At 37.8% G+C, this 15,356-nt stretch carries 16 protein-coding genes and 1 pseudogene; 2 read left to right on the forward strand and 15 right to left on the reverse strand.

All coding sequences use genetic code 11. From position 1 onward, the window contains the following. Positions 1-330: 330 nt before the first annotated feature. From pbp3 to A3I7_RS0108510, 14 genes are all read right to left on the reverse strand, one after another. Positions 331-1,560: a D-alanyl-D-alanine carboxypeptidase PBP3 gene (gene pbp3 / locus A3I7_RS0108445; protein WP_425423209.1), complete on the reverse strand. Its 1,230-nt coding sequence runs from the start codon at positions 1,558-1,560 to the stop codon at positions 331-333. Positions 1,561-1,973: 413 nt separating this feature from the next. Then, a complete protein-coding gene (gene phoU, locus A3I7_RS0108450) occupies positions 1,974-2,627 on the reverse strand; it encodes a phosphate signaling complex protein PhoU (protein ID WP_018376352.1) in 654 nt (217 codons plus the stop codon). A gap of 33 nt (positions 2,628-2,660) precedes the next feature. Continuing rightward, a complete protein-coding gene (gene pstB, locus A3I7_RS0108455) occupies positions 2,661-3,419 on the reverse strand; it encodes a phosphate ABC transporter ATP-binding protein PstB (protein ID WP_018376353.1) in 759 nt (252 codons plus the stop codon). A gap of 11 nt (positions 3,420-3,430) precedes the next feature. Next, positions 3,431-4,234 carry a phosphate ABC transporter ATP-binding protein PstB gene (gene pstB, locus A3I7_RS0108460; protein WP_018376354.1) on the reverse strand — a complete coding sequence of 268 codons (804 nt, stop codon included), beginning with the start codon at positions 4,232-4,234 and terminating at the stop codon, positions 3,431-3,433. 15 nt (positions 4,235-4,249) lie between these two features. Beyond that, positions 4,250-5,137, reverse strand: a complete 888-nt coding sequence (gene pstA, locus A3I7_RS0108465; protein ID WP_018376355.1) for a phosphate ABC transporter permease PstA — start codon at positions 5,135-5,137, stop codon at positions 4,250-4,252. Then, positions 5,127-6,047 carry a phosphate ABC transporter permease subunit PstC gene (gene pstC, locus A3I7_RS0108470; RefSeq protein WP_018376356.1) on the reverse strand — a complete coding sequence of 307 codons (921 nt, stop codon included), beginning with the start codon at positions 6,045-6,047 and terminating at the stop codon, positions 5,127-5,129. The genes pstA and pstC overlap by 11 nt, the downstream gene beginning before the upstream one ends. A gap of 10 nt (positions 6,048-6,057) precedes the next feature. Beyond that, entirely contained in the window at positions 6,058-6,924 is an 867-nt protein-coding gene (locus tag A3I7_RS0108475) for a phosphate ABC transporter substrate-binding protein PstS family protein (protein ID WP_018376357.1), read from the reverse strand. A 138-nt stretch (positions 6,925-7,062) separates the two neighbouring features. Next, complete coding sequence (locus A3I7_RS0108480) at positions 7,063-8,373, reverse strand: RsmF rRNA methyltransferase first C-terminal domain-containing protein (protein WP_018376358.1); 1,311 nt, start codon at positions 8,371-8,373, stop codon at positions 7,063-7,065. Positions 8,374-8,578: 205 nt separating this feature from the next. Continuing rightward, positions 8,579-9,337, reverse strand: a complete 759-nt coding sequence (locus A3I7_RS0108485) for an inositol monophosphatase family protein (RefSeq protein WP_018376359.1) — start codon at positions 9,335-9,337, stop codon at positions 8,579-8,581. Then, positions 9,327-9,602, reverse strand: a complete 276-nt coding sequence (locus tag A3I7_RS0108490; RefSeq protein WP_018376360.1) for a UPF0223 family protein — start codon at positions 9,600-9,602, stop codon at positions 9,327-9,329. The genes A3I7_RS0108485 and A3I7_RS0108490 overlap by 11 nt, the downstream gene beginning before the upstream one ends. A gap of 2 nt (positions 9,603-9,604) precedes the next feature. Continuing rightward, positions 9,605-10,009, reverse strand: a complete 405-nt coding sequence (locus A3I7_RS0108495) for a Spx/MgsR family RNA polymerase-binding regulatory protein (protein ID WP_026217199.1) — start codon at positions 10,007-10,009, stop codon at positions 9,605-9,607. 132 nt (positions 10,010-10,141) lie between these two features. Then, positions 10,142-11,062: a bifunctional riboflavin kinase/FAD synthetase gene (locus A3I7_RS0108500; protein WP_018376362.1), complete on the reverse strand. Its 921-nt coding sequence runs from the start codon at positions 11,060-11,062 to the stop codon at positions 10,142-10,144. An 11-nt stretch (positions 11,063-11,073) separates the two neighbouring features. Then, the gene (truB, locus tag A3I7_RS0108505; protein WP_026217201.1) at positions 11,074-11,955 is read right to left on the reverse strand and encodes a tRNA pseudouridine(55) synthase TruB; all 882 of its coding nucleotides are present in this window, start codon (positions 11,953-11,955) and stop codon (positions 11,074-11,076) included. A gap of 78 nt (positions 11,956-12,033) precedes the next feature. Continuing rightward, positions 12,034-13,455 (reverse strand): glycoside hydrolase family 1 protein, encoded by a 1,422-nt coding sequence (locus A3I7_RS0108510; RefSeq protein WP_018376364.1) that lies wholly within the window; start codon positions 13,453-13,455, stop codon positions 12,034-12,036. Between the two features lie 568 nt (positions 13,456-14,023). Here A3I7_RS0108510 and A3I7_RS14800 point away from each other — a divergent pair. Together A3I7_RS14800 and A3I7_RS14900 are read left to right on the forward strand one after the other, a co-directional pair. Then, positions 14,024-14,812, forward strand: a pseudogene (locus tag A3I7_RS14800) (DUF6688 domain-containing protein); the annotation flags it as partial. Positions 14,813-14,821: 9 nt separating this feature from the next. Then, positions 14,822-15,193, forward strand: a complete 372-nt coding sequence (locus A3I7_RS14900; RefSeq protein ID WP_425423210.1) for a DUF6688 family protein — start codon at positions 14,822-14,824, stop codon at positions 15,191-15,193. A gap of 46 nt (positions 15,194-15,239) precedes the next feature. On the opposite strand, the gene A3I7_RS13730 is transcribed toward A3I7_RS14900, so the two are convergent. Beyond that, positions 15,240-15,356, reverse strand: a 117-nt coding sequence (locus tag A3I7_RS13730) for an IS3 family transposase (RefSeq protein WP_018375317.1), incomplete at its 5' end; no start/stop codon positions are given.

A 15,356-nucleotide genomic window follows, 5' to 3' on the forward strand; every position in this document is an offset into this window, starting at 1 on the left:
GACAATGTATTACCTCATAACGCATAACAAACTTTACGATTATACTTCAACCCAAAATCAGTAAAATTGTTTATGCCATATTATTGTAACACCTTATTTCAAAAATCACAAAATAAGGTGTTGGTTTTGTATACACTTTTTATGTAAATTTTTAGTGTAAAGCAAGGTCACTTCCCTATTTTGATGACTGTATGAAAATTATTTTTTCTCTAAAACCTTGATAGGCTTGACAAACGGTAGAAAAGAGATAACGAAGATTATTGTTCATCTTCTCTAGACGTTAGCTTTTCATCTATCCACTACAGTTGACAAAGAGCTGTTTTTGCATGATCAGAGTTTCTCGTTGACGTATTTGACAAAGTGATTCCACCAAACTTTCAAGAAAAATGATTTTTGAACGCTTTCTTTGGAAACAAGATCAATAGACGGAGCTTTTCCAGTGTAACCAGAACCAATCAAATTATCATCTTTAAAAGAAATTTGTCCAACTTTCTGCCCTTTTTTAATAGGAGCAACAGGCACTGACTGGTCTAAACTCGTTTTAACATTCAATTCTTTCTGGTCACTTTTCTGACGAATGACATAGAAATCAGAAGCTGCAACTGCGGGAGCGGATGCTTTTTTCCCATCTTCAATTGTAAAAGAAGACTTGGCATAAGTTTGCCCCTTTGACACGACTTTGACTTTCTTAAAATTAGTTAACACATAGTCAAGGAGTTGATTTGTTACCTCGAATCGTGCATAGTTATCAGCATCTAGTACCACGGTAATAATACGCATGTTATTTTCAATGGAAGTTCCAACAAAGGAGGCACCAGCTAGCTCTGTTGTCCCTGTTTTCAGTCCATCAACGCCCTCGCGATAGTAGCCTTGTCCTTTGAGCATATAGTTGTAGGTGTGAATTGCTGATCCATCAAATGTGTAGGTGTTTTTCTTAGTGATGTCTAAAATTTCAGGATAATCAGTAATCAAGTGCTGGGCAATTTTGGCAACATCCAAGGCAGACATTTGATTTTCGTCATCTGATTTGGAGTTGGGGTAAATATGGTCGCCAAGCATACTATTATTAAGTCCTGTAGCATTAACTAATTTAGCATCTGTGATGCCCCAAGTTTTCAATTGCTGAGTCATTTTATCAACAAATTGACTTTCAGTTCCTGCAATGTGCTCGGCTAAGGCGATGGTTGCACTATTAGCACTGGCGATCATACTGGCATTAACCAATTCCCTAACCGTGTACTCTCTTTTCTCCAAAGGAACATTACTGGCCATAGAATTTTGTGTTAAATCATAAGCGTAATCAGAAATTGGAATTTCGGTGTCCCAAGAAAGTTTTCCTTCATGGATTTCTTTGTAAACAAGGTAAATACTAAGAATTTTACTAATTGAGGCAATTTCATCAGGCGTGGAGGCATCTTTGTCGTAAAGAACCTTACCAGTTGTTGCCTCAATGGCAATAGCATGTTTGGCAGCAGCCTGAAATTCGTCAGCAGAGACTGATGGTGTCAGACAGACTGACAGTAAAGAGATAAGATAAGATAAGATAAGATAAGATAAGATAAGATAACTTTTTCATAGCTTTATTATAACATAAATTAGAAGTGAGATAATTGAAATTATAGAGACTTTTCATGAGGATGAGTTTTCTAAAACCGATTTGTAAAATTAAGATAGACAGAAAAAGCCATATATGTTAGGCCCAGATAAACTACTACATTTTTCTGAAAGGAACTAACATAAATGACCTGTACTACTCGTAATGATAGAGGTATACTACCAAGAAGGCGCAAAAGTTGTAGATATTATGAAATTTGGCTCCCAACCTGATTCACTCTCGTTGCTAATTATAAGTCACCCACTATAGTTGACAAAGAGCCACAGAGCCAGAAAATAGTTTGAGCCAATAAAACCGATTGTTCTTAATAAGTAGTAGAAAACAAACCTATAATAAGTTAACCATTAGGGTTAAGAGACTATAATTCAATTATTTTACCAGTCTTGAGGTAAACAACCCATTCACAAATATTTCGAGCATAATCACCTATGCGTTCAAGATACATTAATACTTGAAAATATTCCTTGCCAGCAAAAACAGCATCTGGTACTTTGCGGATTTCTTCAACGGCCAAAGCTTGGATATCTTTAAAATAATTATCAATCACTTCATCAGATGCCGCAATTTCATAAGCTTTCTCACTGTCACCGTTGATATAAGCATTCAAGGCTTCCTCAACCATTTGCTTAACAGCTTTACCCATTTTATTAATCTGCTCTTCAACTACTGGGATTCGTTCTTCCCCTTTCATACGAATGGTAGCTTTAGCAATAGATGTAGCATGGTCTCCCATACGCTCAATATCACTTGAAGCTTTTAAAACAGTAATCACAGTACGTAAATCGTGCGATACGGGTTGTTGAAGGGCAATAATCTCTAAAGATTTCTTTTCCAGCTTTGTTTCAAATTCATTAACAACCTCATCTTCTTCAATAACTTCTTTAGCCAACACACGATCGTGACTAACAAAGGCGCGCACAGTCTTATTAATTTGTCCTAATACCTCTGTTCCCATTGAATAAAATTGGTTGTGCAATTTATCTAATTCTTCGTCAAATTTTGATCTTAACATAAACAATCTCTTTCTAAAGACTACAAATAAGTCTTAACCAAACTTACCAGTGATATAATCCTCTGTTTCTTTTCTTTGGGGATTCATAAATACTTCTTTTGTTTTTCCGTATTCAATTAAATTACCATCTAAAAAGAATCCTGTTCGATCAGAAATACGTGATGCTTGCTGCATAGAACGCGTAACAATCAACATAGTATATTGTTCTTTTAAACCATACAGAGTATCTTCAATCTTACCAGCAGAAATAGGATCCAGTGCAGATGTCGGTTCATCCAAAAGAATAATTTTAGGACTGGTTGCCAACACACGCGCTACACAAACCCGCTGTTGCTGACCACCAGATAGGCCAACTGCTGAATCGTGCAATCTATCTTTTACCTCATCCCAAATTGATGCACCAATAAGTGATTTTTCAACTGCTTCATCAAGAATATGCTTATCTTTTATCCCTTTTATCCTAAGACCGTAAACANCATTCTCGTAAATAGACATTGGAAAAGGATTTGGTTGTTGGAAAACCATACCTATTTCCTTACGGAGTTCAACAGTATCAGTTCGAGGACTATAAATATTGTGTCCATTATACATAATACTTCCTGTCAAACTCACCTCAGGATTTAAGTCCCCCATACGATTGATAGCTCTCAGTAAGGTTGATTTCCCGGAACCCGATGGTCCAATCAAAGCTGTGATTTCATTTGGATAAAATTCCATTGACACATTATTCAGCGCTTTTTTCTTGTTATAATAAACAGATAAATCGCTTACTTTTAAAATAGGTTCTGTCATCTCTTACCTTTCTATCCAAAATGTCCAGAGACATAATCACTTGTCGATTGTAATTTAGCATTTTGGAAAATGTTATTAGTCTTATCATACTCAATCAAGTCCCCTAAATAGAAGAAACCTGTGTAATCACTAGCCCGAGCAGCTTGTTGCATATTGTGTGTCACAATAATGATAGTATAATTTTTCTTCAACTCAAACATAGTTTCTTCTAACTGCATCGTTGCAATTGGGTCCAACGCTGACGCGGGCTCGTCCATAAGAAGAATATCAGGTTTAACAGCAATAGCACGTGCAATGCACAACCGCTGCTGTTGACCACCAGATAGGGTAAATGCAGATTTATGCAAGTCATCCTTCACCTGATCCCAAAGTGCAGCTTGTTTCAGTGAAGTTTCAACAATTTCATCAAGAACTTTCTTATCTTTCAATCCAGCTCTCTCGTAAGCAAACGTAATATTTTTATAGATTGATTTCGCAAAAGGGTTTGGACGTTGAAAAACCATTCCGATATGTTTTCGCATCTCATAGACATTAATATTTTGTGCATTAACATCAATGCCTTCAAATAAAATTTGACCTGTTACTTTGGCGATATCAATGGTATCATTCATCCGATTCAAGCTACGTAGAAAGGTAGATTTTCCACATCCAGACGGACCAATGAGGGCTGTGATTTTATTTTTTTCGAACTGCATATCAATGCCTTTTATAGCTTCTTTTTCACCATAATAGACATGTAAGTCCTTCGTTGATAAGGCTAACTTTTCTTCTGGAAAAGTAATGATATGCCTTTCATTCCAATTATATTCAGTCATGTCTCTCCTTCTCCTTTAGGATGCTGACGTTAGTTTTTGGTGTAACTTTTTACCAATAAAACGAGCAGATAGATTGAAAATCAAGATGACAACCAAAAGTACCGCTNCACTTCCTGCTGATACTATTGTTGCATCTGGAATCGTTCCTTCACTATTAACTTTCCAAATGTGGACTGCAAGAGTTTCTGATTGACGGAAAATAGAAATTGGACTCGTCACACTGAGTGGATTCCAATTTCCCCAGTCAAGAGCTGGTGCAGATTGTCCAGCTGTGTAGATAAGGGCAGCTGCCTCACCAAAAATACGGCCAGAAGCAAGTACAATACCCGTTACAATACTTGGAAGAGCTTCTGGAATAACGACATGAAGCACAGTTTCCCAACGAGAAATTCCTAGTGCAAGACCTGCTTCGCGTTGTGTATGATGAACATTGCGCAAACTATCCTCTACACTTCGAGTCATCTGAGGTAAGTTGAAAACTGTAAGAGCGAGTGCACCTGAAAGGATTGAGAAACCATATTGGAATTGAACTACAAAAATCAGATAACCAAAAAGACCAACAACAACAGATGGCAGAGATGACAAGATTTCAATACAAGTTCGAACAAAATCCGTCAAACGTCCTTTTTTAGCATATTCAGACAAGTACACTCCTGCTCCCATGGAAATAGGTACTGAAATAATCAGGGTAACTACTAATAGAAAGAAGGAATTATACAACTGAATTCCAATACCACCGCCAGCCTGATAAGAAGACGACTTCCCAGTCAAGAACGACCAAGAAACATGTGGCAAGCCTCTAAACAGAATATAACATAAAAGTGAGGCGAGGATAGCAACGATGATAATAGCAATTGAATAAAGCGCACCTGTTGCTAATTTATCAACTTTTTTAGCGTGCATAGTTCTTCTTACCTCTCTCTTTCGTAATCAATTTAATCACACTGTTAAATGCTAAACTCATCAAAAGCAAGACTAATGCAAGTGACCAAAGAACATTATTCTGAACAGTTCCCATAACAGTATTACCAATCCCCATGGTTAAAACAGAGGTTAGTGTTGCTGCTGGAGTTGTTAATGACGTCGGCATCACAGCCGAATTTCCGACAACCATCTGAATTGCCAATGCTTCACCAAAGGCGCGAGCCATTCCAAAGACAACAGCCGTAAAAATTCCTGGACGTGCAGCATTCAAGATAACTCTCCAAATAGTTTGCCAGCGTGTTGCTCCCATTGCAAGACTGGCTTCTTTATAGTGGCGTGGAACTGCCTTTAGACTATCTACCGTCATAAAGGTTACTGTTGGTAAAATCATAACAAAAAGTACAAAGACACCAGATAAAATACCAAATCCAGTTCCGCCAAAAATAGAGCGAACGAATGGTACGACAACCTGTAATCCGATGAAACCATAAACAACCGATGGAATACCAACAAGCAATTCAACAGCGGGCTGCAAAATTTTAGCACCATACTTCGGTGAAATTTCAGTCATAAAAACAGCCGCACCTATAGCAAAAGGCGTTGCAATCAACGAAGATAGGATTGTCACAATAAATGACCCTGCAATCATTGGAAGAGCACCGAATATTTTCGAACTAGGCTCCCATTTACTTCCAAATAGAAAATCAAAAATGTTAACACCATCAACAAAGAAAGTAGATAGACCTTTTTGAGCAACAAAAATTAAAATCATTGCCACAATAAGGACAATTAAAGAAAGGCACAAAAAAGTAAGAGTTTTACCAAATCTTTCCAATCGTGAATTTTTGGACGGCGAAGTCAGCTTCTTAGCTAATTCTTGATTATTCATCATCTCTCCTTTACTTAGCTGTCACAGTGCCATCAGCACTTTTTATAACTTTCATGTCATTAATCGAAATATAGCCCATTCCTGTAACAATTCCCTTCTGAACCTCATCGCTCATCATAAAAGTCAAAAATTCCTTAGTCAAACCTGTAGCCTCACCTTTAGTGTACATATGTTCGTAAGACCACAATGGCCAATCGTTTGTTGTAACATTTTCAGCAGTTGGACTAAAGCCGTTTAATTTCAATGTTTTTACAGAATCATCCACATACGCAAAAGCAAGGTAGGAAATCGCACCTGGCGTCTGAGAAACAATTGATTTAACCATACCATTTGAATCCTGTTCTTGACTTTGAACGGCTGTCTTACCATCCATAATAACACTGTCAAAGGTGGCTCGAGAACCCGAACTTGCCGCGCGGTTAATAATAGTAATGGCAAGATTTGATCCACCAACTTGTTTCCAGTTCGTGTATTCTCCTGTAAAAATCTTGCGTAGCTGCTCTGTTGTTAAATTATCAACGCTAACTTTTTCATTTACAACTACAGATAACCCTGCAACTGCAACCTGGTGATCAACCAACTTACTAGCATCAATACCATCTTTTTCTTCGGCGAAAACGTCGCTGTTCCCAATTTGAACGGCACCGGATTGTACTTGAGAAAGTCCTGTCCCAGATCCACCACCTTGAACATTAACCGTCTTTCCGAGGTTTGTTGAACCAAATTCATCCGCTGCAGCCTCAACAAGAGGCTGAAGAGCAGTCGAGCCTACGCTAGTAATAGATTGTCCTTTGTCAATCCAGCTAGCACAGCCTGATAAACTCGTTGCAAAAACAAGAAGCAATGGTAGAATTAGCCAATTTTTTCTTAATTTCATTTTGATTTCCTATTCATTTTTTAAATTAATAGCATCATGAAAAGATTTCATCATTTCAACATTCAAATAGTAACACATCAAACGGGAATTTGAAAAGTCCTTTTTTTCATATCATTATAAAAATGTATTCAATAACAGTTAAGATTGAAAACGTAGTCCTTTAGGAAAATAATTTTTAAGGGTGCTGTTTACTACCTTGGCAAACCCAATACCATTCCCTTCAATGACAACTTGATACCAACCATTTTGAAAACCTTCGCTTAATTGAACAATATTTCCAGAGACATATTTCTCGAACTGTTCTATATCAATTTCAACGAACTGTTCTATGTCATTAGGCTTAATAGCCAATCCCAAAGCAAATGAGGGCTCAAATCGATTTTTCTTAAAAGTACCCAAATGCAAACCATTTCGTGCAATTTTTACTTTAGCGAGGTCTGGTAAATCATCTGGAAGAAGATAAAGTTGATTACCGAAAGTTTGAAAAAGTCCTGATAATTTTAATTTCAAGTGTGCTTCTTCAAAATCAAGCCAGAGTTTAAACTGTTCTCTGGTTAGGTTTGATTTCCCGGGCTTAACCTTTACTATATCTCGCTTGCGTACATCTCTAAGTTTAGCAACAAATTGTCCCTCCCCTTTGAAAAGGTGCGGATACATTCTAGCAACTTGTGGCATATTAATCCCCTCAACCATACCATTGATTTTAGGAATATCTACGAGTTCTAAATAATCGTACTCTGATAATAACCACCTAACCACGTCTTCATTTTCTTCTGGAGACCAGGTACATGTTGAATAAACCAAGGTTCCTCCAGGTGCTAGCATTTTCATTGCTTCCGCTAATATTTCTTTTTGTAAAGCAGCACACTGGGTAGGATAATCTTTATGCCAATATTGAATCGCTGATGGATCTTTTCGAAGCATCCCCTCTCCTGAACACGGACCATCAAAAATTATCATGTCAAAGTATCGTTTAAAAAAATTACTTAAGTTTTGTGAACTTTCATTGGTGACAACAAGATTTCTAGCACCAAAACGTTCAACATTTTCAACGAGAATTTTACTGCGCTTGGTAGAGATTTCATTGCTGACAAGTACACCAGTATTGTCCAAATAACTGAGTAAGTGCGTTGTTTTACCGCCAGGAGCAGCAGCTAAATCAAGAACACGCATTCCCTTCTCTGGACTAGCGACTTGTGCAACCATCTGAGCAGCTGGTTCTTGAGAATAAACGAGGCCTGATACATGCTCTGCCGATTTTCCAGAAACCTTGCCATAATGTCCCCATAATGTATTAGGGATAGAATCTGGATAGGTCTTTAGGGTTGCTTTTAAGGGATTTAAACGATATCCCGAAATCGCCTCATGGTTAAAACTTTCAAAAAAATCAACTGCCTGTTTACCAAGTATTTTCTCATATTTTTTTACAAATTCTTCTGGTAACAACATACTTCCATTATACTACATCTTACGAATTTTGGATATGAAAAAAACCTATATTGCTTTGACAAAATAGGTTTTTTTCAGTCATTTCCACACTAACTCACTTTGCTATCTTTCGCTACACCGTACTAAAACTATATATTCACTTTTACGGGTAATCTCAAGGTATTTCAAAGCATGTTAACAAAATTCCTTAGGATGCTCACATAAGTTATTTGATATAAGTCTTGATTTCAGGCAATTTAGCTTTTGGCACAAACATAATAGATTGTCTCGTTGAAAAATCTGGTTTTTCACCATCAATGGTTAGGAGGGTGTAGCCTAGATTTTCTCCCATAATCAATGCCGCAGCATAATCCCAAGGCTGGATACAAGAAAAATAACCTAGAAGATGACCAAGCATTACCTGTGTCATACTGATTCCCGCTCCGCCATAGACTCGAACTCCTAAGGTTTGTTTTGCCAAATCACGAATCCCATGGTAATTATCTGCAAACATCCCTGCATTAGTCCCCAGAAGGGTTCGATTTAGAGGAGTATCCTGATATCTAGGAATGGGTTTGCCATTGACGCAGACAGGGAAACTCCCACCACCACAATAAAGTAAATCTCTCATGACATCATAAATCAGACCAAATTTACCAATTCCATCCTCAAAATAGGCAATCATCACAGCAAAATGCTCACCTTGAACTATAAAATTCACGGTCCCATCAATCGGATCCAGAACCCAAACATTCCCATGTTCAACCGAATGACGAACACCATCTTCCTCAGCAAAAATAAAATCATTAGGATAATTTTTTATAATCTTAGCAATCATCAAATCTTGAGTTGCCTTGTCTAGATTAGTTACCAGATCATCAAATTGAGTTTTTTCCTCAATTTTGAGCGTTTTAGCCATCTCATCCCTAATAAAACTTCCTGCTTCTTGGATCAAATCTTGCGCAAATTTGAATTTAGTTTCCAAGAGAAATCATTCCTTTCCCTTTTTCTTTAGCTAACTGAACTGCACGATAGGTTGAATAACCACTACTTTGCTCAAATTCACGATCAATTTGCTTTTCCTGTGCCTTACTCTTGACAATGTTTTTGAAAATGTCATAGCTTTCAAGAAGACTTTTAGCATCTACCTTGCTTTCATAAGCTTTTTCAACCTGATTCAAAAAAGAAAGCACTGCGGTAATTTCATCAGTGCTCCAAGATGGATCAAGTGGATAACTGTAACTTTTCATTCCTATCCCTCAATTTCTGCACGAATGGTTGCCTGGCGTAACTCGTGTCTCCTGTAATCACGTGATAAAAAAGCACGAATTTCATCTTCGTTAAAACCAATTTGCATTCTTTTCTTGTCTAATAAAATTGGGCGACGCAAAAGACTAGGATTATCAGCAATCAATTGAATGAGCTCTGAAATAGACATCTTATCGACATCAATATCCAATTTTTGGAAAACCTTTGAACGCGTGGAAATAATGTCCTCAGTTCCATTTTCCGTAAAAGAAAGTATACTCATTAATTCTTCACGACTTAGAGGACTGGTAATTATATTATGCTCTTGAAAGGGTACTTCGTGCTTTGTTAGCCAAGCGCGTGCCTTTCGACAACTTGTACAACTAGGTGATAAAAATAAGGTGATCATACATTTGCCTCTGTCAAATCTTTACTCCCTTTATTATACAAAATTTTACTCTTCTTGGCTATGTTTTTCTAGTCCAATTGTAAATATACTTGAAAAAATTGAAAAAATTGCAATCAAATGATTACAACTTTTTCAGTTTGAAGGATAGGCTTGGGCAATTCTCTTATCTGCATCTAATTGAGTGACAAGTTCATCTATTCCTGAAAATTTAACCATATTACGTATTTTATCTAGCCAAATAATTTCGATTGACTCGCCATAAATATCACCGTCAAAATCAAAAAGGTGTGCCTCTAAACGCAATTCCGTTCCTCCAAAGGTCACGTTCTTTCCAACGCTGGTCATTGCTCGATAACGCTGACCGTTAAGCAGGACATCCGAGACATAGACTCCGTCAGCCGGTAAAAAAGTGCGGTCGATAGGAGCAAGATTGGCAGTTGGAAAACCAATTGTACGACCTCGAGCATCTCCATGAACAACCATACCACGAGTGGAAAAATCATAGCCTAAAAGTTTATTAGCCTCAGCAATATCTCCTTTAGCGATCAAGTTTCGAATACGTGTTGAGCTGATTTTTTTGCCATTTTCTTGAACTTCGGGAACTGTGATAACTTGACCTGAAAAATTTCGAACTAGGTAATCACTATCAGTACGATTATGACCAAATTTGTAGTCAAACCCTACCACTACCACCTTGGCTCTTAAATTTTCAATGTAGTTTTTAATAAAATCGTCAGATGATATTCTTGAAAAACGCGTCGTAAAGTCAGTTAGATAAAGTTTATCAACACCATACTCTGCAAATTTGGCGTAACGCTTTTCTGGCGAAGTCAAGTGTAGTAAAAGATCTGGAGAAAAGCGAACAAAGGTCAGCTGTGGAGACTCATTGAATGTAAGTACTGCAATCTGTAATTTTTCTTGCTCTGCTATTTCTCGTGCCTTATCAAAGAGGGCTTTATGACCACGATGGAGAGCATCAAAATACCCCAAAACTAGTACGCAATCCTGAGTTGTCTTAATATCTTTATAATCTTTTATCAGCTGAATATCCATAATCTTCCGTTCTAAATCAATACTTTTCGAGGTTTATAGAGTTCCTCACGTAGCTCAAGAATAGCCACCAGTTTGTCTTGATAAAAAGCCGCTACTAATGGTTCAACCGTTGCTAAAGCAATTGGTCGACCAAAGGAAATCTCTCTCGTTTCCGCTTCTGTCAACTCCTGACGTGGTAAGTCAGATACACCATATTCAATGGGCAAAAGAAAAGAAAAATCATTTTCTGCCACCATAGCTTCAATTTCTGCCAAAGTCAGAGCATTCCTAAGTTCTAAACCAGCTGAGGCTTTTCGCTCCAAAGCTGACATATGGGCAGGATACCCCAACTTTTCCCCTAAATCTACAGCTAAGGTACGCACATAGGTTCCTTTACTACAAGCTACTTCAAAATCAAAGCGGCAATAACCATCTTCAATAGTTAAATCACTTATTCGTTTAAAATCGTATATAGTTACCTGACGGGATGGACGATCCACTTTCTGACCGGCCCGTGCATATTCGTAAAGCTTACGACCGTTGACTTTTACTGCCGAGTACATTGGCGGTATCTGAGTGATTTGCCCCACGAACATCTGCATGGCTTGATCAATAGCTTGTGCTGATAAATCTGGTGTCACTGCTTTACTAGCAACGATTTGCCCACTAGCGTCCTCTGTTGTGGTAGCATACCCCAATGTTACCTGACCACAATAGAGCTTCCCAGCTTCTGTCATATACTCAATAACGCGCGTTGCCTTACCGACAGCAATCGGTAGAACCCCAACAACATCAGGATCCAATGTCCCCCCATGACCGATTTTCTTTTCACCTAAAATCTTTCGAAGTTTGAAAACCGCATCATGTGAGGTCATACCGGCTTCTTTTTTGAGGTTAATAATTCCATTAATCATAAGGTCTATTATACCTGTTTTCACACCAAAAAGGCAACTAATTCTCATTGAAAAGTTGCCTTTATAACCTTCTGGAGGTTAGTCGGTCAAATCTTGACCATTACTTGCGATGACCTTCTTGTACCAGAAGAAAGAATCTTTGCGGTAGCGTTTGAGAGTTTTCAAATCAAATTCATCACGATCAACATAGATGAAACCGTAACGCTTTTTAATACCTTCGTGAGTTGAAATGAGGTCAATAGCCGACCAAGGATTATATCCCAACATTTCTACACCATCTGAAATAGCTAATTGAATTTGCTCAATATGAGCACGAAGATAGTTGATACGGTATGTGTCATGTACCCTACCATCCTCAGTCAAACTGTCGTAAGCTCCAAGGCCGTTTTCAGTGACCAAAAGTGGCAAATGGTAACGGTCATAAAGCGTGCGCAATGTTGCTCGGAAACCAATTGGGTCAATTTCCCAGCCAAATTCTGTTTTAGGAAGATTAGGATTTGATACTGCACGATAATAACCTGGCTCTGTTAACATTTTCTGTTGGTCGGATTTTTCATCGCCCAATTCAAATTCTGCAGGGCAATACTCTACTGTTGAGGTATTGTAGTAATTAAAAGCAATGAAATCAGGTTTGGCCTGAGCTAAGGCTTGAGCATCCCCAGGAGCAAATTCTGGTTGGGCATCAAAATGTCCCAGATATTCCCATACCAAATGATTGTAGCGTCCCTTGACAGCCATATCCAAATAGAGCCAGTTACGAATGGCATTGGCATTTTGCGATGCTAAAATATCTTCTGGTTTGTTAGTGTTTGGATAAATAAGAGCAATATTTGGGGCGGGGCCAATTTTAGCTTCAGGAAGTAGCTCGTGGCAAAGTACCATAGCCTTAGCTTGCGCAACCAACTGATGATGGTTTTGCTGATAGATTTCTTTTTTGACATTGGTACAATTGTCTGGCAAATGTAGGGTTCCAATGATTGGACCAGCTAAGGTTAAAACATTTTGTTCATTGATGGTCAGCCAATATTTTACACGGTCACCAAAGTTTTCGTACATGAGACGGGCAAATTCGAGAAACCAATTGACCGACTCTGGGTTGCCCCAAGAACCGCGCTCATCAAGAGCAGCGGGCATATCAAAGTGGAACATGGTCACAATTGGCTCAATGCCATATTTCAAGCATTCATCAATGAGGTTGTTATAAAAAGCAATACCTTTGGGATTGACCTCACCAACACCTTGCGGTAAAAGGCGAGACCAAGAGATTGAAAAGCGGTATGACTTGAAGCCCATTTCCGCCATGAGAGCGATATCTTCTTTGTAACGATGATAATGATCCACAGATACTGATAAATCCGAAGTCCCCTCAGGAACAACCTTAACATCCTGACAAGATGGTCCTTTGCCATCTTCCAAAGCAGCTCCCTCTACCTGATAAGCTGATGTTGAAGCACCCCAGAAAAAGTTATCTGGAAATGGTTTAAGTGTTTTGTGATGCATATACTGTCACTCCTCCTATTGATTAAAGCACTTACATTATACCCTTTTCAAATTTAAAAATCTTATAATAAACTAAGATAATCTGATACTATGCTATGATTAACTACTATTTCAACAAGATATTGAGCAAATGAAAGAACTTATCAACTCCCTACAAAAAATATTGGAGAAATTAAAGCACCTCTTAGAACCTGTATTCACATGTGAAGTGCTTATATAGATAAGAGATAGTTTTTTCGCTAATCAAGGCAGTTTTTTGAGGAATACTGACTGTATTTTGAAAAAACTAACGATGAGTAGCTCAAAAACTAGCATTAGGTGGAAGTGCTGAACTGTGAATACAGGTTCTTAATAGCTCCACAGAACTATGATATTTACTGAGTTGTTGCAGAAGAGCATTTTACAATGGGGAGTAATGTTTCTACAATGTAATTAATTTTCGCTTTGAAATTTAATTTTTTGATATAATACCCTTATGAAAAAGAAACTTTCCTATATTTTAGATTTACTGCCTAACAATAAATGGCTTCGCAATATTATATTAACAATTATTTGTTTACATGTGCTGATGATTTTTTTGTATATCAGTTTACCTGAGGGTCCCTTTAAGTTTTTTATTGGTTTCCTCCTCTCTCCTCTCCTCTTTATACTGTATTTATCAATACTAATCTACCCGATTGTTACAACTGTCATCAATATACTGTATTTTCGAAAAAAGGAATTAAGTGAACGCGTAATATTTTTCTTAAAAATCAATGATTTGTTAACTTTCATTCTAGGGTTTTTCCTCTCCAAATTCCAAATTGAAATATTTCTCAATGGGAATCATTGGTTTGATTGGCAAGAACAGATTTACTCCTATCAGCGACATTCTCCTATTTGGACACCAGCAACTCCCACTTTGATAACAATAATAGCTCTCAGCTTGGTAGGGTATGCTATTTTAGCTTACTTGCCAACTAATAAAACTCCTCCCCTACTATTAGTTTCTGGGATTTCCTTATCTTACCTCGGCATAATTATCTTAATTATCGGGACAGTGCAACTAGGGGCAGGAGCTCTCTTTGGTTTTTGAATTCTCACTGTTAATGTTATTCTCATCTATTATCGTTTGATTAATCAAACTATCATCAACTGGATAAGCTCTGCCATTGAACCAGATCCTAGAAAAAAATGGCGCAATCACCTTTATCATTTTTTGCAAGCCAGTTTCCATTGGCATGTCCTAGCCTTTTTTATTTGTCTACCTATTCTGGCTCTAACACTTATGGTTTTGACTTTATTTGGTCAAGAACCAGATTACATCATCAAAACTTGGACTAATACCAGTGACTGGATCTTATCAACAAAGATTTCACCACCCAGTATTGAGGCTGATGAGCATTATCTTTGTACTGTTGGTGCTTCTGGCCATCGCTCTATTGTCAAACCTCTGAGAATGGGAGTGCGTCATGGTCATCGTATCGTTGTCAACCGTCAGCTTTTAATTGCCAATGCATTTGAACAGTTACTCGAAGAAAAAATGCCTCGAAGCCACCGCTTCATTAGAAATAACTATGATAAGTATGGCTATCCAATTGCTCGCCATATCAAAAATGCTTGGCAGGCAGACGTCATCTATATTTTCATGAAACCAGCTGAATGGTTACTCCTCCTAATCTTATACCTAGTTGATGTTAAACCTGAAAATCGAATTGCCCTGCAATACATCACTAAACCAGATAAAAAAACTGCTTAGCTATCTGAACTGCTCCCTGTCAAGTGGACAATGAAATAATAAAAGATTAGGCGACGGCCTTGTTCCTCATTTCAAGAGGGGCAAGGCCGTTGTTGCGTTCTTGAAAACGTTGATGATTGTAAAAATAGATGTAGGCATCAATATCTGAAACCAGCTCCTCAAA

Origin of the sequence: Streptococcus orisratti DSM 15617 (genome assembly GCF_000380105.1) — a bacterium.
In the GTDB taxonomy this organism is placed as follows: domain Bacteria; phylum Bacillota; class Bacilli; order Lactobacillales; family Streptococcaceae; genus Streptococcus; species Streptococcus orisratti.